The sequence below is a fragment of the Nonomuraea sp. NPDC005692 genome (assembly GCF_040631115.1).
Lineage (GTDB): Bacteria > Actinomycetota > Actinomycetes > Streptosporangiales > Streptosporangiaceae > Nonomuraea.
Genome location: NZ_JBEXYU010000019.1, coordinates 141,971 through 160,636 on the forward strand (window position 1 = coordinate 141,971; position 18,666 = coordinate 160,636).

Annotated in this window: 21 protein-coding genes, 1 pseudogene and 1 riboswitch; of the genes and pseudogenes, 12 read left to right on the forward strand and 10 right to left on the reverse strand. The window is 71.4% G+C overall.

The genetic code is table 11. From position 1 onward, the window contains the following. Window positions 1-9: 9 nt before the first annotated feature. Window positions 10-1,578: a DUF885 domain-containing protein gene (locus ABZ459_RS32400; protein ID WP_357978531.1), complete on the reverse strand. Its 1,569-nt coding sequence runs from the start codon at window positions 1,576-1,578 to the stop codon at window positions 10-12. 23 nt (window positions 1,579-1,601) lie between these two features. Between ABZ459_RS32400 and ABZ459_RS32405 the strand changes: the two genes are divergently transcribed. Continuing rightward, window positions 1,602-2,819 carry a DUF4032 domain-containing protein gene (locus tag ABZ459_RS32405; RefSeq protein ID WP_357978534.1) on the forward strand — a complete coding sequence of 406 codons (1,218 nt, stop codon included), beginning with the start codon at window positions 1,602-1,604 and terminating at the stop codon, window positions 2,817-2,819. Here ABZ459_RS32405 and ABZ459_RS32410 read toward each other — a convergent pair. Continuing rightward, on the reverse strand, window positions 2,813-3,415 hold the full coding sequence (locus ABZ459_RS32410; protein ID WP_357978537.1) for an NAD(P)H-binding protein: 603 nt from the start codon (window positions 3,413-3,415) through the stop codon (window positions 2,813-2,815). The two genes, ABZ459_RS32405 and ABZ459_RS32410, sit on opposite strands and share 7 nt — an antisense overlap. A 54-nt stretch (window positions 3,416-3,469) precedes the next feature. Here ABZ459_RS32410 and ABZ459_RS32415 point away from each other — a divergent pair, with 54 nt between their 5' ends. The 5 genes from ABZ459_RS32415 (at window position 3,470) to ABZ459_RS32435 (ending at window position 5,965) form a co-directional block, all read left to right on the forward strand. Continuing rightward, window positions 3,470-3,820 (forward strand): helix-turn-helix domain-containing protein, encoded by a 351-nt coding sequence (locus ABZ459_RS32415; RefSeq protein WP_357978540.1) that lies wholly within the window; start codon window positions 3,470-3,472, stop codon window positions 3,818-3,820. 137 nt (window positions 3,821-3,957) lie between these two features. Continuing rightward, on the forward strand, window positions 3,958-4,332 hold the full coding sequence (locus ABZ459_RS32420) for a roadblock/LC7 domain-containing protein (RefSeq protein ID WP_352352017.1): 375 nt from the start codon (window positions 3,958-3,960) through the stop codon (window positions 4,330-4,332). Window positions 4,333-4,335: 3 nt separating this feature from the next. Further along, on the forward strand, window positions 4,336-5,163 hold the full coding sequence (locus ABZ459_RS32425; RefSeq protein WP_357978543.1) for a DUF4388 domain-containing protein: 828 nt from the start codon (window positions 4,336-4,338) through the stop codon (window positions 5,161-5,163). A gap of 32 nt (window positions 5,164-5,195) precedes the next feature. Then, a complete protein-coding gene (locus ABZ459_RS32430; RefSeq protein ID WP_352323334.1) occupies window positions 5,196-5,567 on the forward strand; it encodes a roadblock/LC7 domain-containing protein in 372 nt (123 codons plus the stop codon). A gap of 26 nt (window positions 5,568-5,593) precedes the next feature. Beyond that, window positions 5,594-5,965 (forward strand): hypothetical protein, encoded by a 372-nt coding sequence (locus tag ABZ459_RS32435; protein WP_352352019.1) that lies wholly within the window; start codon window positions 5,594-5,596, stop codon window positions 5,963-5,965. A 32-nt stretch (window positions 5,966-5,997) separates the two neighbouring features. On the opposite strand, the gene ABZ459_RS32440 is transcribed toward ABZ459_RS32435, so the two are convergent. From ABZ459_RS32440 to ABZ459_RS32455, 4 genes and pseudogenes are all read right to left on the reverse strand, one after another. Next, complete coding sequence (locus ABZ459_RS32440) at window positions 5,998-6,873, reverse strand: alpha/beta hydrolase (protein WP_357978547.1); 876 nt, start codon at window positions 6,871-6,873, stop codon at window positions 5,998-6,000. 285 nt (window positions 6,874-7,158) lie between these two features. Continuing rightward, window positions 7,159-7,527: pseudogene (locus ABZ459_RS32445) on the reverse strand (hypothetical protein); the annotation flags it as partial. Between the two features lie 283 nt (window positions 7,528-7,810). Then, a riboswitch (cyclic di-AMP (ydaO/yuaA leader) is annotated at window positions 7,811-7,945 on the reverse strand. A 165-nt stretch (window positions 7,946-8,110) separates the two neighbouring features. Then, window positions 8,111-8,311 carry a DUF5302 domain-containing protein gene (locus ABZ459_RS32450; protein ID WP_352323331.1) on the reverse strand — a complete coding sequence of 67 codons (201 nt, stop codon included), beginning with the start codon at window positions 8,309-8,311 and terminating at the stop codon, window positions 8,111-8,113. A gap of 47 nt (window positions 8,312-8,358) precedes the next feature. Then, window positions 8,359-9,813, reverse strand: coding sequence for an MDR family MFS transporter (locus tag ABZ459_RS32455; RefSeq protein ID WP_357978550.1), 1,455 nt, complete (start codon window positions 9,811-9,813; stop codon window positions 8,359-8,361). Window positions 9,814-9,869: 56 nt separating this feature from the next. Here ABZ459_RS32455 and ABZ459_RS32460 point away from each other — a divergent pair, with 56 nt between their 5' ends. The 4 genes from ABZ459_RS32460 to ABZ459_RS32475 all read left to right on the forward strand — a co-directional run bounded on the left by ABZ459_RS32460 (window position 9,870) and on the right by ABZ459_RS32475 (window position 12,559). After that, window positions 9,870-10,367 carry a PadR family transcriptional regulator gene (locus tag ABZ459_RS32460; protein WP_357978553.1) on the forward strand — a complete coding sequence of 166 codons (498 nt, stop codon included), beginning with the start codon at window positions 9,870-9,872 and terminating at the stop codon, window positions 10,365-10,367. A gap of 84 nt (window positions 10,368-10,451) precedes the next feature. Further along, window positions 10,452-11,438 (forward strand): rod shape-determining protein, encoded by a 987-nt coding sequence (locus ABZ459_RS32465; RefSeq protein WP_357978556.1) that lies wholly within the window; start codon window positions 10,452-10,454, stop codon window positions 11,436-11,438. Continuing rightward, a complete protein-coding gene (locus ABZ459_RS32470) occupies window positions 11,435-12,004 on the forward strand; it encodes a YetF domain-containing protein (protein ID WP_357978559.1) in 570 nt (189 codons plus the stop codon). Before ABZ459_RS32465 ends, ABZ459_RS32470 begins: the two co-directional genes overlap by 4 nt. Window positions 12,005-12,094: 90 nt before the next feature. Continuing rightward, entirely contained in the window at window positions 12,095-12,559 is a 465-nt protein-coding gene (locus ABZ459_RS32475) for a hypothetical protein (protein WP_357978562.1), read from the forward strand. 106 nt (window positions 12,560-12,665) lie between these two features. Here the strand turns inward: ABZ459_RS32475 and ABZ459_RS32480 are convergent, their stop codons facing one another. From ABZ459_RS32480 to ABZ459_RS32495, 4 genes are all read right to left on the reverse strand, one after another. Beyond that, window positions 12,666-13,880, reverse strand: coding sequence for an ABC transporter permease (locus ABZ459_RS32480; protein ID WP_357978565.1), 1,215 nt, complete (start codon window positions 13,878-13,880; stop codon window positions 12,666-12,668). Further along, entirely contained in the window at window positions 13,880-14,782 is a 903-nt protein-coding gene (locus ABZ459_RS32485; RefSeq protein ID WP_357978568.1) for an ABC transporter ATP-binding protein, read from the reverse strand. Before ABZ459_RS32485 ends, ABZ459_RS32480 begins: the two co-directional genes overlap by 1 nt. A 254-nt stretch (window positions 14,783-15,036) precedes the next feature. Beyond that, window positions 15,037-16,167, reverse strand: a complete 1,131-nt coding sequence (locus ABZ459_RS32490; RefSeq protein ID WP_357978570.1) for a peptidoglycan-binding protein — start codon at window positions 16,165-16,167, stop codon at window positions 15,037-15,039. Beyond that, complete coding sequence (locus ABZ459_RS32495) at window positions 16,167-16,682, reverse strand: hypothetical protein (RefSeq protein ID WP_357978573.1); 516 nt, start codon at window positions 16,680-16,682, stop codon at window positions 16,167-16,169. Before ABZ459_RS32495 ends, ABZ459_RS32490 begins: the two co-directional genes overlap by 1 nt. Before the next feature lie 135 nt (window positions 16,683-16,817). On the opposite strand from ABZ459_RS32495, the gene ABZ459_RS32500 reads away from it, so the two are divergent. Continuing rightward, entirely contained in the window at window positions 16,818-17,474 is a 657-nt protein-coding gene (locus tag ABZ459_RS32500; protein ID WP_357978575.1) for a response regulator transcription factor, read from the forward strand. Continuing rightward, window positions 17,471-18,661: a HAMP domain-containing sensor histidine kinase gene (locus ABZ459_RS32505; RefSeq protein WP_357978578.1), complete on the forward strand. Its 1,191-nt coding sequence runs from the start codon at window positions 17,471-17,473 to the stop codon at window positions 18,659-18,661. The genes ABZ459_RS32500 and ABZ459_RS32505 overlap by 4 nt, the downstream gene beginning before the upstream one ends. The last annotated feature ends 5 nt before the right edge of the window (window positions 18,662-18,666 follow it).

The following is an 18,666-nucleotide window of genomic DNA, read 5'->3' on the forward strand; positions in this document are numbered from 1 at the left end:
TCGGGCCGGTCAGGCCAGCGCGGCCTGTTCTGCCAGGCCCAGCGGCAGGCCGCCCGAGCCGGCGATCCGGTCGTGGAACTCACGCAGCGACCCGGTGAACGACTCCCGGATGCGGTCGATCTCGATGGCCCCCGTCAGGTACGACGGCGCCTGCGTCGGCCAGGCGCAGTAGCGGTTCACCTCGCCCCGGGCGGTGCCGGGCGACAGCGACGCCTTGGTGGCCATGAACGTCTCGGCCTCCTCGATCGACATGTCCTCGCAGTGCAACGCCGTGTCCACGATGATCCGGGCGGCGCGGAAGAGGCGGAAGTCCAGGTGGGCCAGCTCGGTGGCGGGGGTGTCGAAGTAGCCCTGCTCGTGCAGCACCTTCTCGACGTACAGGGCCCAGCCCTCGGTGAAGTACGGCGTCCTGAAGACCTTGCGGACCGTACGCGGGTTGTCCGCCATGTACGACAGGTGCCAGTGGTGCCCGGGATATGCCTCGTGCACGGCGATCGAGGGCATCTGGGCGCGCGCGTTGGTCCGCAGGCGCTGGCGTACCTGCTCCTCGGTGAAGTCGTCCGGGGTGTAAGGGACGAAGAAGATGCCCGTGCGCGAGCTGCTGAGCGGCGGCGGCGCCAGGTAGTGGGCGACGTACAGCACCGGGCGGGCGTACTCGGCCGACGGCAGGACCTCGCACTGCTCCCCCTCGGGGAAGGTGACCAGCCCGCGCTCGCGGACGAACTCGCGGGCCCGCCGCGTCTCGGCCTCGTACTCGGCCCGCATGTCCGCCAGGGTCGGCGGGTGGTCGTCCATGAGGGACTCCATCGCGGTCCGCCAGTCCTCGGTGCCGTTCATGCCGAGGGCGACCCGGCGCATCCGGGCGTCCAGGTCGGCCCAGGCGGCCCTGCCCTTCTGGTGCAGCTCGGCGGCGCCGTACGTGAGCATCTCGCGCTCGCGCAGCAGGGTGGAGTAGAGCTTCTCCCCCATCCGCCAGGTGCCGCCGCACTGGAAGCCTTCGAGGAAGGACACCAGCGCGTCGAACGCGTCGGCGGCGGGTCCGGCGGCCTCGGCCAGCCGGGTGCGCAGCGCCTCGTCGCCGACCATCGCGGGGAGCGTGCGGGTGAGGAAGTTGCGGCCCGTACGGGCCTGGTTGAGCCCGCGCGTGACCAGCAGCGGCGCGGCGAGGTCGGGGTCCAGGTTGGCCTGGCAGGCGGCCAGCACGCCGGGCACCTCGGCCAGGCGGGAGACGGCGGCGGCGACCAGTTCGGCCTCCGGCTTGAGCCGCTGCTGGAAGGCGTTGAACAGCGACCCGAAGACGGCCGAGAGGTAGAGGCCGGGGTTGCGCCGCCACTCGGGCCAGGACTCGAGCGCGACCGAGCCCCTCAGCTGGGACAGGACCAGGTCTCTGTCGATGGCGTCGTCGAGCGAGTCGGCCGGGGCGTCGGAGAGGCGTTCGATCCAGCGGACCTCTTCCCGGGCTCTGTTCTCCCAGGCGGAGGCGGTGAAATCGCCGAGGGTGTGGTCGTAGCCGTCGGCTCCCAATTGGCTGGCGACGACGGGACGGTCGGAAAAGTACCAGTTGAGAAACTCGTCCACCTACGCACCATATCCTGACGTTCATGCCCCTGCAGATCACTGGCGCGCTAGGCGACCCCGACCTCATCCGGCTCCCCTGGGACGTCCCGCTGGCCGACTGGCCCAAGCATCATCTGGTCGATCTGCCGCGCGGCATCTCCCGCCACGTGGTGCGGTTCGCCCGGCTCTCCGGCAAGGTCTACGCGATCAAGGAGATCAGCGAGCGGTACGCCAGGCGCGAGTACCAGCTCCTGTGGGACCTGGCCAGGCTCGACGCCCCGGCCGTCGAGCCGGTGGCGTACGTGACCGGCCGCGACGAGGGCCTGGACGCCGCGCTGATCACCCGGCACCTGCAGTTCTCGCTCCCCTACCGCGCCGTGATGTCCGGCACCCTGCGCCCCGACACGCTCACCCGCCTGCTCGACGCGCTCGCCGTGCTGCTGGTGCGCCTGCACCTGAACGGCTTCTACTGGGGCGACTGCTCGTTGTCCAACACGCTCTTCCGCAGGGACGCCGGCGCCTTCGCGGCCTACCTGGTGGACGCCGAGACCGGCGAGATGCATCCGATGATCAGCGAGGGCCAGCGGCTGACCGACATCGACGTCGCCCACACCAACATCTTCGGCGAGATGCTCGACCTGGAGGCCGGCGGGCTGCTGCACCCGTCGATCGACCCCATGGAGACCGCCGAGGACATCGTCACCCGCTACCACCGCCTGTGGGCCGAGATCACCGACAGCGAGATCATCGACGAGGTCGACTGGCACCGCGTGGAGCAGCGCATCCGCCGCCTGAACCTGCTCGGCTTCGACGTCGCCGAGATGATGGTGCGGCGCAAGGTCGGCACCGGCCGCCTGATCGTCCGGCCGAAGGTGGTGGACGCGGGCCACCACCAGCGCCGGCTGATCAGGCTGACCGGGCTCGACGTGGAGGAGAACCAGGCGCGGCGGCTGCTCAACGACCTGGACGGCTACCGGGTCGCCAAGGGCCTGCGGCACGAGGACGAGGCCATCGTCGCCCACCGCTGGCTCGCCGAGGTGTTCCACCCGACGGTCGACGACATCCCCGCGGAGCTGCGCGGCAAGCTGGAGCCCGCGCAGCTCTTCCACGAGCTGCTCGACCACCGCTGGTACCTGTCGGAGGCGGCGGGCGGCGACGTCGGGCTGGCCACGGCGGTGAAGTCGTACGTGGACAACGTGCTGGTGCACAAGCCCGACGAGAAGGCGCTGCTGCCCGACGACCCGGACGAGGACGATCAGTAGGCGACCGTGATGCGGGTGCGCGGGTGGGCGTGCTCCTCCAGCTCGTCGACGATCGCCACCGCGTAGTCCTCGGCGGTGATGAAGCTGCGGCCGTCGGCGTCGCTGAGCAGGTCGTCGCGGCCGATCCGGTAGACGCCGGTACGCTCGCCGGGCGCGATCTCGGCGGCCGGCGAGACGTAGGTCCAGTCCAGGTCGGTCACCTCCCGGTAGAGGCCGAGCGCGGCCCGCGCGGCCTTGGCCTCCTTCTTGTAGATCTCCGGGAAGCCGGGCGTGTCGACCAGGTCGACGTCCGGGCCGGCCTTGAGGCTGCCCGCGCCGCCCACGACCAGCACCCGGCTCACCCCGGCGGTGCGCAGGCCGTCGATGAGGGCGCGGTTGGCGGCCAGGAACGGCGGCTCGGGCTCGGTGCCGTCACGCGGCGGGGCGATGGCGCAGACGACGGCGTCGTAGCCCTCGGCGAGCGTGGCGGCGTCGTGGACGTCGCCCTTGACGGGACCGCGGCGGCTGACACCGGTGACGTCGTGGCCGCGGCCGGTGAGTTCGGTGACGATGCGCTGACCGATCATTCCGGTCGCGCCGAACACGAGGATCTTCATGAGAAGCACAGTATCCAATGGATACTGGTTACTTCATCGTGCTATAAGTACCTTATGGATACCGGCGATGCCTTCGACCCGAACTGCCCGACCAGGCTGGTTCTCGACCGGATCGGCGACAAGTGGTCGGTGCTGGTGCTGCTCAGCCTCAGCGACGGGCCGATGCGCTTCACCGTGCTCCGGGGGCGGATCGGCGGGGTGACGCCGAAGGTGCTCACGCAGACGCTGCGGGCCATGGAGCTGGACGGGCTGATCACCCGCGAGGTCTTCGCCGAGGTGCCGCCGCGGGTGGAGTACGCGCTGACCGACCTCGGCCGCTCGCTGCACGCGCCGATCTCGGTGGTCGCCCGGTGGGCCGAGGAGAACGTGCACGAAATTCTCCGCCATCGTGAAAAAATCTCGTGAATTGATCATATTTCCGCACGAGTGATGCTTTTCTTCGTCCTAGCCGTATAAAAACGTATCCCTCGGTAAATCGCCTCCCTTCTGATCTCTTGTGGCCCCCTACGCTTTCCCCGTCCCACGACGGAGGGAGGCTCGCGGTGCTGGGAGTGGACACCTGCCTGGCGGAGGTCATGTCGATACCGGGCGCGCTCGACGCCATGCTGGTCGACGGCACGAGCGGCATGGCGGTCGCCTTCAGCAGCGCGTCCGGCGTGGACGCCGACAGGTCCGCCGCGGCGCTGACCGAGGCGTTGCGCGCCACCACCGACGGGCTGACCCGGACGTGTCCCGGCGAGATCGTGCGCATCGACGACATGCTCGTCACCACCGACCGGGGGCACCACCTGCTCCGGCTGCTGGAGACGGTCTTCGAGGGCCCGCTGGTCATATACGTCCGCCTCGACCCGGAACGGTCGAACCTGGCCCTGGCCCGTTACCGCCTGCGGGCCATCTCCGACCTGCTGACCACCTGAGCCATGGCCGCGCTCGACTCACTCCTCGCCGGACTCGCCCGCGAACGCGCGACGGGGGCGCTCCGCCTGGGCAGGAACGGCACGATCTACCTGTCCGAAGGGCGCGTGACGTACATGGAGTGCGCCCAGACGCCGGGCGTCGAGCGGCTGTTCGCGGCCAGGGGGCGGGTGCCCGAGTCGGCCCTGCGCGCACTCCAGGCCGACGGCGGCCGCGCCCGGCTGCTCCAGGAGGGCCCGGTCACCCTGGCCGAGCTCCAGTACGCCGTGCTCGGCGTGGTCCAGGACGCCGCCTTCTTCCTGCTGCCGGTGACCGGCGTGCGGCCGAAGTTCCGGCCCGGGGAGGAGCACTGGCTGGGCGGGCAGTGGTTCTTCGACGTCCAGGAGCTGGTGCGCGAGTGCGCCCGCCGCCGGGAGCAGCTGGCCGGCATCTGGCCCTCGTCCGAGGTGGACACCCAGCCCGTGCGGCCGGTCCCGCGCCTTCCGGGGCACGGGGTGGCGCTCAGCCAGGTGCAGTGGGAGGTCGTCGTACGGGCCGACCACAAGGCGACCCCGCTGGAGCTGGCCCGGCACCTGGGCCGGTCGGGCTACGCGGTGCTGCTGGCCGTCAGAAGGCTGGCCGCCGCCGGTCTCCTGGTCCCGCCGGACCCGGTACGGCCCGCGCAACGCCGTCCTGAGGACGGGGAGGCGCTGCCCAGGCGGGTGCCGGGATCGGTGGCCGTGCCCGCCGGCACCGGGCGGGCGGGGCCGGCCGCCGGGCCGGTGCCGACGGGGGACCCGACCGATCTGACGCTGCTGCTGCGGCTGAAGAAGGCCCTGGAGGAGATGCCGTGAGGTTCCCCTCACGACGCAGGAGGAGGCCACCCGTGGAGCTACGGCAAGAGGTCCTGGCGGAGATGGAGCTCCTGCGCGGCCGCACGCCGGACGTCACCGGCAGCGTCGCCTGCACCGTCGACGGCCTGCGGATCGCCTGCGACCTGCAAGGAGACACCGGCGAGCAGGTGGCGGCACTGTCGGCGGCGCTGCTCGCGATGAGCGGCCGGATGCTGACCATGGCGGGCCGCGGGACGTTCGAGGAGACCCTCGTGTCCGGCACCGCAGGGTTCGTGGCCTTCTACGCCGCGGGCCCCACGATCGTCCTCACGGTCCTGGCGGGACCCGGCGCCAACGTCGGGCTCCTCCGGCTGGAGGGCAGGAAGACGGCGGCCTCCGTGGCCGCCGTGGCACGCAAACACTGACCATCCCCACCGAAGCGGAGGAAAGCATGGCAGGCATGGACGTCTCCCTCAAGGAGATGATGAGTATCGACGGCACGATCGGGGCGGCGATCGTCGACCACGGCAGCGGCATGGCGCTCGGCACGCTCGGCGGCTCGAAGGAGCTGGACCTGCAGGTCGCGGCGGCGGGCAACACCGAGGTCATCAAGGCCAAGCTGCGCACGATGGACTCGCTGGGCCTCAAGGACGGCATCGAGGACATCCTGATCACGCTGACCGCCCAGTACCACATCATCCGCCCGCTGACCGGCCGCAGCGGCAAGGGCCTGTTCCTCTACCTCGCCCTCGACCGCAACCGGGCCAACCTGGCCCTGGCCCGGCACATGCTCAAGGTCATCGAGGAGAAGCTGGAGCTCTGACCGGCCACGGCTCCGCGGGGCTCCGCGGGCGGCTACGCGGCGGGCTCCGGCCGTGCGGGCGCCGCGGAGCCGGTGTGGGCGGCGATCTCGGCGACGATCGCGGGCCAGAGGGGGCGGGGCAGGTCGTGGCCCATGCCGGGGTAGGTGACCAGGCGGGCGTCCGGGATGGCGGCGGCCGTGGCCCGTCCGCCGGCGAGCGGCACGAGCTGGTCGTCCTCGCCGTGGATGACCAGCGCGGGCACCTTCAGCCCGCCCAGCGCGGACGTGCGGTCGCCGGAGGCCATGATGGCGGCGAGCTGGCGGGCCGTGCCGGCCGGGTCGTGGCAGCGGTCGAAGGCCAGCCCGGCCAGTCTGGTGACGCGTTCGCGGTCCAGCTCCCAGCCGGGGGACCCGAGCACGGCCCAGGTCGTCAGCGCGCCGGCGACGACCGTCTCGCGGTCGGTCGCGGGCTTGGCGAAGAGCACCGCGGCGGCCGCCTCGGTCGGCGGGGCCGCCTGCGGACCGGGCGTGGACATGATCGAGGTCAGGCTCAGCACGCGGGCGGGGTGCCGGATGGCCAGCGCCTGGGCGATCATCCCGCCCATCGAGGCGCCGACGACGTGCGCGGCGGGCAGGCCCAGGACGTCCATGAGCCCGGCGCTGTCGTCGGCCAGGTCGTCCAGCACGTACGGCGAGGGCGCACCCCATGCGGGGACGCCCTCGTCGTGGAGATGGGTGGACAGGCCCGCGTCGCGGTTGTCGAACCTGACGACGTGGTGGCCCTGCTCGGCCAGGAGTTCACAGAACTCGTCGTCCCAGTGGATGAGCTGGGCGCCGAGTCCCATGATGAGCAGCAGGGGCCGGCCCGCGGGTGAGCCGAAGCTCTCGTAGGCGATCTCGATGCCGTTGGCGGCTGCGCGCTGGATCACAGCGACCAGAATGTCATTCTGGTCGCGAGGCGTAAAGAGCGGTTTGTTCGGAGATCAGTCGTTGAGCAGCTTGCGCAGGCGCTCGCCGCCGAGCACCACGCCGCCGCCGGCCAGCACCAGCACGCCGGCCATGACGGTGCCGCCCATCGCGACGGTCTTGCCGACCTGGCCGCCGGCGGAACCGGCCGCGTCGTCGGCGGGCTTTTCGGCCAGCACCTTGGGGGGCTCGGCCGGGTTGGCGTCGTACCTGCCCCACGCGCCGCTGGAGAAGGCCACGGGGTAGTTCTTCTTGCCCTTGCCCTCGCCCCACTTGGTGATGACGTAGTCGATCTTGATGTGGCCGCGGCCGCCGTTGCCGTCCACGCCGAGCGTGTCGGGGTTGAACGTGCCGCCGGTCAGCTCGGCGAAGGTCTTGGCGTCGAGGTCGAGCATGACGCCACGGTTGGAGGGCTCGCCGGGGCCGCGGTCGCCCACGAAGAACGGCATCTTCTTGCCGTTGAAGGTCACGTAACCCTCGGTCATGAGGGGCCAGCTCGGGCTGGCGGCCAGGCCCTTCTGCATGGGCTTGCCGCTGGCCGGGAGACCGGTGTCGCCGGCGCGGCCGGAGGAGTCGTCCCAGAAGTAGGAGGCCTTGGTGGAACCCTTGAGCAGGATCTTCTGGTCGTCGCCGGTGTCGGCGTGGGCGCCGGTGGCGGAGATCGTCAGCGCGCCCAGGGCGGACACGGACAGCAGAGCGAGAGAGCGCAGGCCAAATCGAGACATGAAGCAGTGAAGTCCTTCGCGAGGGGACAGGGGGAACGCGCGTGACTACGGTGCGTAACCGGGCAGAGCGCCGAAAAGGTGGTTACGCGGCGCGTGGGGGAAGTCAGGGAAGAGACCGCTCAGCAGGCGGTCGTCACTACACTGTCCGGGGGTACGACGAGGTGGTACATGCGTGAAGTCCTCTCCATCTCGCCTACCGGGTTAGCTGACGGGTTCGGGCGTGGAGATGCCCTACCGGCACATGGCCGGATTCACCCCAATGAGATGGGTCCCCGGTTCCCGACATGTCGGGATTCGGCGCCAGCTGTCGTCCCTCTCCTGGTAGGGACTACGCCACCAGCTGGTAATTGGTTAAGACGGTACCCAGAGATTCGGACAAATACAAACGAATCGTCATGAACCGGGTAAAGATCTACCTATCGAGGTAAAGAGAAAGGGGGCACGGCATGCCGTACCCCCTGCGAAATCGGGCCTTTCAGCCGCCGCTCTTGCGCCTGAAGGATCTTTTACTCGCTGCCGGACCGTGCGCCCCGTGGATCTTCGACGGGTCCACGCCCCTGCCACCCGCGGCCGAGTCGGCCTGCTGCCCGCGCTTGCGTTCCAACGCCTCGCGGAACTTGCGCTTCATCTCGTCCTCGGGAGTCTCGCTGACTTCCGGCTCCGGTGTTTCCGCCATGAGGACCTCCTGGTTCTGGGGACATCCACAGCTTCGCACGACGTCGCTTACGACGCGAAACCGGCCTCCACTCTGCTTTCCGCGGCGGGCGCCCGCTCCAGCCGCCTGCCGGGCATCATCACCAGCGCGACCAGGGCGATCACCGCGCCCACCACGCCCAGCGACGGGATGACCACGGCCGCCGCCGAGGCGTGCGCGGCCGCGAGCCCGTGCACGGGCGCGTCCGTGGTGATGACCGACGTGTACGCGGTGCCGGCCAGCGCCAGCGCCACCGAGCCGCCGATCTGCCGGAAGAAGGTGAGGTTGGCCGAGGCCGTGCCGATGTACCGCGGCTCGACGGCCTGCTGCACGGCCACGGTCAGCCCCGACAACATCGGCCCCATGCCGAGCCCGAGCAGCGCCATCCACCCGGCCAGCAGCAGGCCGTCGGTGCGCACGGTGAGGTTCAGGCAGAGCAGGCTGCCGGCCACCAGCAGGAACGGCGCCCCGACCAGCCACGGCTTGTACGTGCGCGTCCTGGACATCAGCGTGCCCATGAGAGCGCTGCCCGCCACCATGGCCAGCGTCATCGGGTAGATCCTCAGCCCGGACTCGGTGGCGCTGACGCCCAGCGCCTGCTGGAAGTAGCGCGGCAGGAACACCACCCCGGCGTACATGCAGAAGGCGGTGAAGAACGAGGTCGCGTTGACCAGCGTGTACGTACGGTCCCGGAACAGGTGCATCGGCATGATCGGGTTCGCCGCCCGCAGCTCGACCAGCACGAACACGACCAGCAGGACCAGCGCCAGCAGGACCGGCCCGGCCACGGGCGGGGACGTCCAGGAGTTGCCGTCCAGGCCCTTCTCGGTCAGGCCGAGCAGCAGGGCGCTGATGGCCACGCTGAACACCGCGATGCCCGCGTAGTCCGGCCGGCCCCCGCCGCCGGTGCCCGGACGGAACGGCAGCCGCAGCACCACGATCGCGATCAGCACGATCCCGAGCGGCACGTTCACGTAGAAGGCCCACCGCCAGCTCGCGTGGTCGGTGAACAACCCGCCCAGGAAGGGCCCGGCCAGGTACGTCAACGCCATCACGCCGCCGAGTGCGCCCTGCACGCGGGCGCCGTTGCGTCCGGGCGGGAACATCTCCATCACCAGGGCCAGCGACAGCGGCAACAACGCGCCCGCGCCCAGCCCCTGCACGGCGCGGAAGGCGATGAGCTGGGTCATGTCCTGGGCGAGCCCGCACAACGCCGATCCGACGACGAACACCGACATCCCGACGAGCAGCAGCGGCTTCCTGCCGTGCTGGTCGGAGAGCCGGCCGTACAGCGGCACGGTCACGGTGGAGGTGAGCAGGTAGGCCGTGACCACCCAGGTGTAGAGCCGGGTGCCGCCCAGCTCGCCGGTGATGCGGGGCAACGCGGTGCCGACGATCGTCTGGTCGAGCATCGCCAGGAACATCCCGCCGAGCACCGCCAGCAACACCAGTCCGTTGCCCTTGGTCTTCATGTCATTAGTCACAGGTGAAGATTGATATGTAAGAGCTGACATGTCAAGTCTTCGCTATGCTGGCGGACATGTCCCTGCGGATCGCGCTCCTCGGCCTGCTCGCCACCAAAGGCCCGGCCAGCGGCTACGACCTGGCCAAGAAGTTCGAGCACTCGCTCAACCACGTCTGGCAGGCGGGGCACACGCAGATCTATCCGGAGCTGGTCAAAATGGCCGCCGACGGCCTGGTGACGGTCGAGCACGAGGGCGCCCGGGGCCGCAAGATCTACGCCGTCACCGCCGAGGGCCGCGCGCTGGTCACCGAGTGGCTGGTCGGCCACGATCCGTCGGCGACCGTGCGCAGCGAGACCGCCCTCCAGGCGTTCCTGCTGGCCCTGCTCGACACCGGGCAGGCCGTCGCCGTGGTCGAGCGCATCAAGGCCCACTTCCAGGCCCGGCTCGCGGTGCTCGACTGCCGGCCTGGGGGCCTGTTCGGTCAGTACGCGCTGTCCCTCGGCCTGCACCAGGCGCGCTCCGGCATCGAGTGGGCCGACGAGACCCTGGCCGCCCTGCGGCGCGAAGGGTAAAACGGAACTCTTCGGTTCCTGGTGTTGCGTTGGAGAAGCGCCGGATATACACCCAGGCATGATGCTCAACCTCCCAGTACGGCGATGAGCCTCCTGGGTCGTGACCTGGCGATCGACCTCGGCGCGGCCGGCACGAGGATCTACGCCAAGGGCAGGGGCATCGTGCTGGACGAGCCGTCGGCCGTCCTGCGCGACAGGGAGACGGGCAAGGTCGTCGGCTACGGCACCGAGGCCGTGAACGATGTGGACGGCGCGGACGGCGAGACGTACTGGCCGATCAGCGACGGCCTGCCCCAGGACGGCGAGCTCGCCCGGCGCATGATCAGGCACTTCCTGCGCAAGGTGCACCGGCACCCCTTCCCCCGGCCGCGCCTGGTGATGGCCGTGCCCGACGAGTTCACGCCGATCGAGCGAGTGGCACTGCGCGACGCCGGCTTCGAGGCGGAGGCCCGCGGGATCCTGCTGGTCAAACACGCGATCGCCGCCGCGCTCGGCGCGGGCCTGCCGGTGCGCGACGGCGCCGGGCACATGGTCGTCGACATCGGCCGGGACGCCGCCAGGGTCGCCGTGCTCTCCTGCGGGTCCGTGGTCGCCGCCGCAACCGTGCGCGGCGGCGGGAACGCCGTTACCCGCGCCGTCGCCCGCCTGGCCGAGGACGAGCACGGCCTGCTGGCCGACGAGCGGGAGGCCGAGTCGGCCAAGCTGCGCGCGACGCGGGAGCCGACCGGGAACGTGCTGATCCGCGGCAGGGACGCCGGCACCGGCGAGCAGCGCGCGGTGGCGCTGCCCGCGGCGCGCGTCCGCGAGGCGGCCGTCCAGCCGGTCGAGCACATCGTGCGGGCGGCCGAGTACACCATGGAACGCTGCCCTCCCGAGCTGACCGCCGACCTGGGCGAGCGGGGAATGGTGCTGGTCGGGGGCGGCGCGCTGCTGCCCGGTCTGCGACGGCGGCTGCAGGAGGGGCTGTCCATGCCGGTGCGGCGCGCGGAGCGGCCCAGCGACTCGGTGGCCCTGGGTCTCGGACGCTGTGTGGAGGACCTCGGGCTGATCGCCAAGCTGAGGCGCCGGTGAGCGACCTGTTCGACCTGGGGGTCTCGGTCGCCGACAAGACCGTCAGGACGATCGCCGTCTACGTGACGATCGCCGTGCTGCTCCGCATCGCCGGCAAACGCGGCATCGCGCAGCTCAACAACTTCGACTTCGTGGTCATGCTGCTGATGAGCAACGTCGTGCAGAACGCCATCATCGGCCCGGACAACTCGCTGGTCGGCGGCCTGGTGGGCGTGGTGATCCTGGTGGCGGTCAACTCGGTCGTGGTGCGGCTGGCGGCGACCGTGCCCTCGGTCGGCAGGGCGTTCGAGGGCACGCCGGTCGTCCTGGCCCGCGACGGGCACTTCATCCCCTCCGCGCTGCGCCGGATGGGCGTACGACAGGCCGACCTCAACGTGATGCTCCAGCTCCGGGGGGCCGAGAGCGTCACCGACACCGACCTGGTACGCCTGGAGCCCGGCGGCTCGCTCCTGGTCCACCTGCGCCCCGAGGAGGAGGAAGCCGAACGCGGCGACCTGGAGGGCCTGTGCCGGCGCCTCGACCGCATCGAACGCAAACTGGACGAGCTGAAAACCGGCCCCTCCTGAGAATGCGCGGCGGGACGGCCTTTTGATATCGGCCATTAATCTTGCGTTAATCCCCCTGCGCCCGGAATTGATCTCCGATATCGTCCCAACGTGCGCCTGGCTGGTCGCTCGGTCGTGATGTCCGCGATGCTTGTATGCGTCGCGGTCGCGGCAGCCTGTACCTCCGGCCGCCAGTCGTCCTTCGAGGAGGCGGCCAGGCAGCTCGCCGCCGACACCGACACCCTGCTCACCAGCGCCGCGCTGCGCGTGTCGCCGGCCGACCGCTCCGACGAGACCGAAGACCGCTCGTGCGTGCCCGGCCAGGTGCGCCGGCTCGTCCGGGCCGAGGGCGAGTCGGCCGACGCCCCCGACGGCCTGCTGCACACCCTCCAGGACATGGGCTACGACCAGATCGTGGAGGACCTCGACCTGCGTGACGAGACCCCGGTCGTCTCCGTCGTGCGCAACCCCCGGACGAACCTGACGTTCGAGCTCACCGTGCTCGACGGGCCGAACGTCAGGATCGTCGGCAGGACGACCTGCTACTCCCCCGCCCCCGAGGCCCCCCGGTACTGACTCGGGACGCCCGGTCCCGCCTCAGAGCACCTGCCTCAGGGCGCCTGTCTCAGGGCGCCTGTCTCAGGGCGCCTGTCTCAGAGCGACTGCCTCCAGAGCGCCTGTCTCAGGGCGTCGACAGCGCCTCCGTCGGCGACAGCCGCGAGGCGCGCACGGCCGGGTAGAGCCCCGCCACCGCGCCGATGAGCAGCGTGGCCGCCAGGCCCCCGACGGTCGCCCACGCGGGCACCACGGCCGGCCACCCGCGGGAGAAGGCGTAGGCGATGGTGACGCCGGCCCCCAGCAGGATCCCGCCCGCGCCGCCCAGCGCGGACAGCAGCAGCGACTCGGCGAGGAACTGGGTGCGGATCTGGCCGCGCGTCGCGCCTAGCGAACGGCGCAGGCCGATCTCCGCGCGGCGTTCCAGCACCGAGATGACCATCGTGTTGGCCACGCCGACGCCGCCCACGAGCAGCGCCACCGCCCCGACGCCGAGCAGCAGCCCGGCGAAGGCCTGGCCGGTCGCCTGCTTGGCGGCCAGCGCGTCGGACGGGCGGGAGATGTCCACCTCGTTGGACGCCTCGGGGTTGGCCGTGCCGGCCAGGACCGACCGTACGTCCTCCAGCCTCGCCTCCTGCGAGCGGGTGTAGAGCGTGGTCGGATGCCCGTCGAAGTCCAGCCTGGACTCCGCGACCGGCCAGCCGACCAGGGCCGCGCTGTTCAGCTCCTCGGCCAGGGGCACCGGGTCGAGCAGCCCGACCACCGTGAACCGGACGCCGCCGATCACCACCTGCGTGTCGGGGGTGACCGTGCCGATGCCGAGCCGCTGGGCGGCGGCCGAGCCGAGCACGACGGCCGGGTAGCGTTCGGTGGCCGCGTTGAGCCAGGTGCCGCGGCGGACCGTCGCGCCCACGGTCGGCAGCAGGTCGAGGCGGGCGGCGATCGTGACCAGGCCGTTGGTCTGGGGCGTCGGGATCTCCTCGCTCCGGTAGACCTTGGCCTCGGGCACCTTGCCCGTGGACGAGACCGACTCCACCGGGCCGATGCGCTCGATCATCGCCTCGGCGTCCATCGGCATCTGGGCCGCCTCGCCCAGGAGCGTGGTGCCGGAGGAGACGGTGAGCAGGTTCGTGCCCAGCGCGGACAGCGTACGGTCCAGCTCGGCGCTGGAGGAGGACGAGATGCCGACCACGCCGATCATCGCGGCGATGCCGATCGCGATGCCGAGCGCCGACAGGAACGCCCGCAGTGGGCGCGTACGGAGGCCGACCGCGCCCACGCGCATCACGTCGCGCGGGCGCATCCTGGCCGGGGAGAGCCTGGGGCGCTCCAGGGTCGCCATCACGCCACCTCGGATTCGACGGGCTCGCGCACGCACCGGCCGCCGCGCTCTTCGCCGCTCCCAGGCCGCTCCGCACCGCGTCCTGAGCTCTGGCCGGAATCGGCTCCGAGCCCGGAACCGGAGCCCGAGCCCGCGTTCGAGCCTGAGCCTGCGCCCGAGCCTGCGCCCGAGCCGGAGCCCGCGTTCGAGCCCGCGTTCGAGCCTGAGTCCGCCTTCGAGGCTGAGTCCGCGTTCGAGCCTGAGCTCGAGTCGGAGACGATCCGGCCGTCTCGCATGCTCACCTGGCGGGGGAGGCCGGCGGCGATCTCCCGGTCGTGGGTGATGATCACGATGGTGGTGCCGCTCCCGTTCAGCTCGTGCAGCAGGTCCATCACGCCGGCGCCCGAGACCGAGTCCAGCGCGCCGGTGGGCTCGTCGGCCAGCAGCAGCGGCGGGTCGCCGGCCACCGCCCTGGCGATGGCCACGCGCTGCCGCTCGCCGCCGGACAACTCGTGCGGCTCGTGGTGGACGCGGTGCCCGAGGCCGACGCGGCGTAGCGCCGTCCCGGCCCTGCGGCGGCGTTCGGCCTGCGGCAGGCCGGTGTAGATCAGGCCGTCGGCCACGTTGTCCAGGGCGGTGACCTTGGCGGCCAGGTGGAAGTGCTGGAAGACGAAGCCGATCGTGGTCGCGCGCAGGGCCGAGAGCTGGTTGTCCGACAGCTTGGAGACGTCGTAGCCGTCGATCTCGACGCGGCCCGCCGACGGGCGGTCGAGGGTGCCGACGATGTTGAGCATCGTGGACTTGCCCGAACCCGACGGGCCGACGATGGCGACCAGCTCGCCGTGCCGGACCTCCAGCGACACCGCGTCCAGCGCGGCCACCCCACCGGGATAGGTCCTGGACACATCGGTGAGCAGGATCATGGCCCGCCCCACACCCGGATCCGCGACCCGGCCCGTAGCGGGGGTCGGCCCAGGGGTTGGGGGCGGCGCAGTGGCCGTGCCCGGCAACCCTGCAGCAGCCTGGGCGGGCGTGCCCGCGGGGCTCAAGGCGGGCGTGGCCCCAGAGCCCGAGGCGGGCGTGCCCGCGGGGCTCAAGGCCGGGGGGCCCGCGGAGCTCGGGGCGGGGGTGCCCGCGGGGTTCGGGATCGGGGGTTCGGAGGGGAGCGCGGTGGGGGTCATTTGGGGATTCCCACTGTCATGCCGTCGGTGAGCCCGTCGCCGGAGATCTCGACGCGGCCACCGGCGAACAACCCAGTCTTCACAGCGACATATCGCGACCTGCCGCCTTCCACCACCTCCACACCGAACCCGCCCTCCCGCAACGCGACCAGCGCCGACACCGGCACGGTCAGGACGCCCTTCCGCCGGTCGGCGGTGAACGTCACCTTCACCGCCGCCCGGTCCAGCCCCTTGGCGGCCTTGGCGTTCCCCAGCGAGACCTGCACCTCCAGGCGGGTCTCCGGGTCGGCGTTCTGCCCGTCCCCGGGCTCGATGATCGTGGCCACCTCGGTGATCCGGCCGGTCACGTCCTTGCCGTCCGGCATCGTGACCGAGACCTTGGTGCCCTTCCTGGCCATCCGCTGGTCCTCGGCGGCCAGTTCCGCCGTGACGACCTTCTTCGTGCCCGTGTAGGTGAGGATCTTCTGGCCGGGGCCGGTGGGCTGGCCCTGCTCGGCCTCCAGGCTCTCCACCCGGGCCTTGCCGGGGGCGAAGACGACCCGTCCCAGCTCCACCACGCCGGTCTCGTCGAGGCCGCGGTCCTCCTGCCACTCCCGCACCGCCTGGGCGGTGTCGTAGGTGTACTCGTCGTCCACGGTGAAGCCGTCGTAGCCGAGCTTGCGCAGGTTGCGCTCCAGGTTCTCGACGTCCTTGCCCTCGCTGCCGATCCGCAGGTCGCGGTAGGCGGGGGTGGTGCCGTACAGGAGCATGACCGGCTTGTTGTCCAGGCGGTACAGGGACCGGCCGCGGGTGATCTGGTCGCCGCTGTCCGGCAGCCAGGTGATGGTGCCGGACTTCCTGGCCATGGCCGTGGTGACCGGGCCGTAGCCGAGCTCGCCGTCGGCGTCCCTGGTGTCGTTCAGCGTCTGGCGGGCGACCGGGGTGGTGGCCGGGGGCAGCGCACCGGCCGACGCGGACGGGGCGGCGCCGCCGTCCAGCACCCCGCCGGGATTGACCGCCAGGACCACCGCCCCCGCGACGGCGACCGTCCCGACGAGGATGAGGGCCGTCCGCCCGCCGCCGCGGCGGCGGGCGCGCGGGGAAGGGGCGTCCGGCTCGGCCTTTCCGTCGATGGTGGCCGTGCCCATCAAGAGCCCCCCTGTCCCCCGCCGATGTTCATCCGGCACTTCTCCTGCGCGGCCTTGAAGTCGGGGTCCTCGCCGACCTCGGGCGTGATGCGCACCATGCCGCCCTCGGGGTCGGGGAACGCCTCCACACCGTTGTCGCGCATGCACTGCGCCTGCTTGCGCATGTTCTCGGCCTGCTTGGGGTCGCCGCCCTTGCCCAGGTTCATGCCCGTGGGCTGGAGCGCCTTGCAGGCGTCCATGGCCTTCTGGACCTTCTCCGGGCTGCCGGAGCTCTTGTCGAACTTCATCTGGATCCGGCCGTCCGGGCCGGGGTCGGCGATGTCCAGGCCCTGTTCGCGCAGGCAGGTGGTGTACTTCACGGCCTGCGCGTTGCGGTCGGCGGTGGCCGAGGCGCCGGCCGTCGGCTTGGCGCCGGTGCCGGTCACCGACGCCACGTCCGATCCGCCTTCCTGGGCGCCGCACGCCGTCAGGAACAACGCGGCCGCGGCCAGCGCCATGAGGGATCGTCCTCGCATGAATGTTCTCCTCCATCGAAAGCCGGTGGCCTTACGAGGGGAGATGCAATACGCGGACGTGTTTCTCCAGCGTTTCCGTTCCCGGCTTATCCGGATCAAATACCACCCGCGCAAGAATCGAGCCGGAGGTACGGAATGCGGGTGCTGGTGGTGGAGGACGAGCGCATGCTCGCCGGCGCGATCGCCGAATGGCTGCGCGACGAGACCCATGCGGTCGACCTCGCGCACGACGGCGCGGCGGCGCTGGAGCGGATCGCGGTCAACGACTACGACGTGGTCGTCCTGGACCGCGACCTGCCGCGCGTGCACGGCGACGACGTGTGCAGGGAGCTGGTCGCCTCCGAGTCCGACGCGCGGGTGCTGATGCTCACGGCCGCCGCCCAGCTCGACGACCGGGTGAGCGGGCTGTCCATCGGCGCCGACGACTACCTGTCCAAGCCGTTCGCCTTCCCCGAGCTGGCCGCGCGCGTCCTGGCGCTGGGACGGCGCTCGCGGCCGGCCACTCCCCCGGTGCTGCGCCGGGCCGGGATCACACTGGACCCGGCGCGCAGGGAGGTGTTCAGGAACGGGCGGTTCGTGCCGCTGTCGAAGAAGGAGTTCGCCGTCCTGACCGAGCTGATGCGGGCGCAGGGCACGGTCGTCTCGGCCGAGCACCTGCTGGAGAAGGCGTGGGACGAGCACGCCGACCCGTTCAGCGGCGTGGTGCGGCTGACGATACTCAAGCTGCGCCGCAAGCTGGCCGACCCGCCGGTGGTGGAGACGGTGCCGGGAGTGGGGTACCGCATCCCATGAGACCGCCGCACCCCACCCTCAGGCTGCGCCTCACCCTCGTGTACGGCGCCCTGTTCCTGGTGGCGGGGCTGGCCCTGCTGGGCGTCACGTACCTGCTGTTCAACCAGCAGCTCGCGCAGTCGTTCGAGAACCGGTTCATGACCAACGACGGCACCCGCAAGAACGTGATCTTCCTCAAGCAGGACGGCGTCGAGCTGATCGGCCCCGCCGCCGTCAAGTGGATGCGGCAGCAGGAGGAAGGGGTGCGGGAGGCCGCCGTGACCTCGCTGCTCACCCAGGGCGCGATCGCGCTCGTCGTCGTGTGCGGGACCGCCGTCGGGCTCGGCTGGGTGGTGGCCGGACGCGTGCTGGCCCCGCTGCACCTGGTGACCGAGACCGCGCGCAGGATCGCCGCCGCCCCGATGGCCGAGCGCGGCCTGCACGAGCGCATCGCGCTCGGCGGCCCGCCGGACGAGGTCAAGACGCTGGCCGACACGTTCGACACGATGGTGGAGCGGCTCGACCACTCCTTCGACGGCCAGCGCAGGTTCGTCGCGAACGCCTCCCACGAGCTGCGCACGCCCCTGACGCTCAACCGGGCGCTGGTGGAGCTGGCGATGCACCGGCGTACCGCCTCCGAGGACGTCAAGGAGCTGGGCGAGAGCCTGTTGCAGATCAACGCCCGCCACGAGCGGCTCATCTCGGGGCTGCTGCTGCTGGCCCGCTCCGAGCAGGAGATCGCCGACCGTTCGCCGGTGGACCTCGCCGACGTCGTCACCCACGTGGTCGCCCAGACCGCGCGCGACGCGGAGGACGCGAAGGTCGTGGTGAAGGAGGACGCCGGGCCCGCGCCGACCGCGGGCGACGCGCTGCTGCTCGAACGATTGGTACACAACCTGGTCGAGAACGGCATCCGGCACAACCTCGGCGACGGCACCGGCTGGCTACGGGTGTCGAGCCGGACGGTCCCCGCCGGCCTGGTCGAGGTGGAGGTGGTCAACAGCGGGCCGAGCGTGCCCCCGTACGACGTGCCGCTGCTGTTCAAGCCGTTCCACCGGCACGGCGCCGAACGGGTGGTCACGGGGATGAGCGCCGGGCTCGGGCTGTCGATCGTGCGCTCGGTGGCCGTCGCGCACGGAGGCGACGTGACGGCCCGCCCGCGCGAGGGCGGCGGCCTGGTCGTCACCGCCACCCTCCCGGCCGGCTGACCCGG

Excerpts from the sequence above, each read along its gene's own strand:
- ABZ459_RS32405 (WP_357978534.1), top strand. The coding sequence starts at position 1,602 with ATGCCCCTGCAGATCACTGGCGCGCTAGGCGACCCCGACCTCATCCGG.
- ABZ459_RS32410 (WP_357978537.1), bottom strand. The coding sequence starts at position 3,415 with ATGAAGATCCTCGTGTTCGGCGCGACCGGAATGATCGGTCAGCGCATC.
- ABZ459_RS32415 (WP_357978540.1), top strand. The coding sequence starts at position 3,470 with ATGGATACCGGCGATGCCTTCGACCCGAACTGCCCGACCAGGCTGGTT.
- ABZ459_RS32425 (WP_357978543.1), top strand. The coding sequence starts at position 4,336 with ATGGCCGCGCTCGACTCACTCCTCGCCGGACTCGCCCGCGAACGCGCG.
- ABZ459_RS32435 (WP_352352019.1), top strand. The coding sequence starts at position 5,594 with ATGGCAGGCATGGACGTCTCCCTCAAGGAGATGATGAGTATCGACGGC.
- ABZ459_RS32450 (WP_352323331.1), bottom strand. The coding sequence starts at position 8,311 with ATGGCGGAAACACCGGAGCCGGAAGTCAGCGAGACTCCCGAGGACGAG.
- ABZ459_RS32460 (WP_357978553.1), top strand. The coding sequence starts at position 9,870 with ATGTCCCTGCGGATCGCGCTCCTCGGCCTGCTCGCCACCAAAGGCCCG.
- ABZ459_RS32465 (WP_357978556.1), top strand. The coding sequence starts at position 10,452 with ATGAGCCTCCTGGGTCGTGACCTGGCGATCGACCTCGGCGCGGCCGGC.
- ABZ459_RS32480 (WP_357978565.1), bottom strand. The coding sequence starts at position 13,880 with ATGGCGACCCTGGAGCGCCCCAGGCTCTCCCCGGCCAGGATGCGCCCG.
- ABZ459_RS32485 (WP_357978568.1), bottom strand. The coding sequence starts at position 14,782 with ATGATCCTGCTCACCGATGTGTCCAGGACCTATCCCGGTGGGGTGGCC.
- ABZ459_RS32490 (WP_357978570.1), bottom strand. The coding sequence starts at position 16,167 with ATGGGCACGGCCACCATCGACGGAAAGGCCGAGCCGGACGCCCCTTCC.
- ABZ459_RS32495 (WP_357978573.1), bottom strand. The coding sequence starts at position 16,682 with ATGCGAGGACGATCCCTCATGGCGCTGGCCGCGGCCGCGTTGTTCCTG.
- ABZ459_RS32500 (WP_357978575.1), top strand. The coding sequence starts at position 16,818 with ATGCGGGTGCTGGTGGTGGAGGACGAGCGCATGCTCGCCGGCGCGATC.
- ABZ459_RS32505 (WP_357978578.1), top strand. The coding sequence starts at position 17,471 with ATGAGACCGCCGCACCCCACCCTCAGGCTGCGCCTCACCCTCGTGTAC.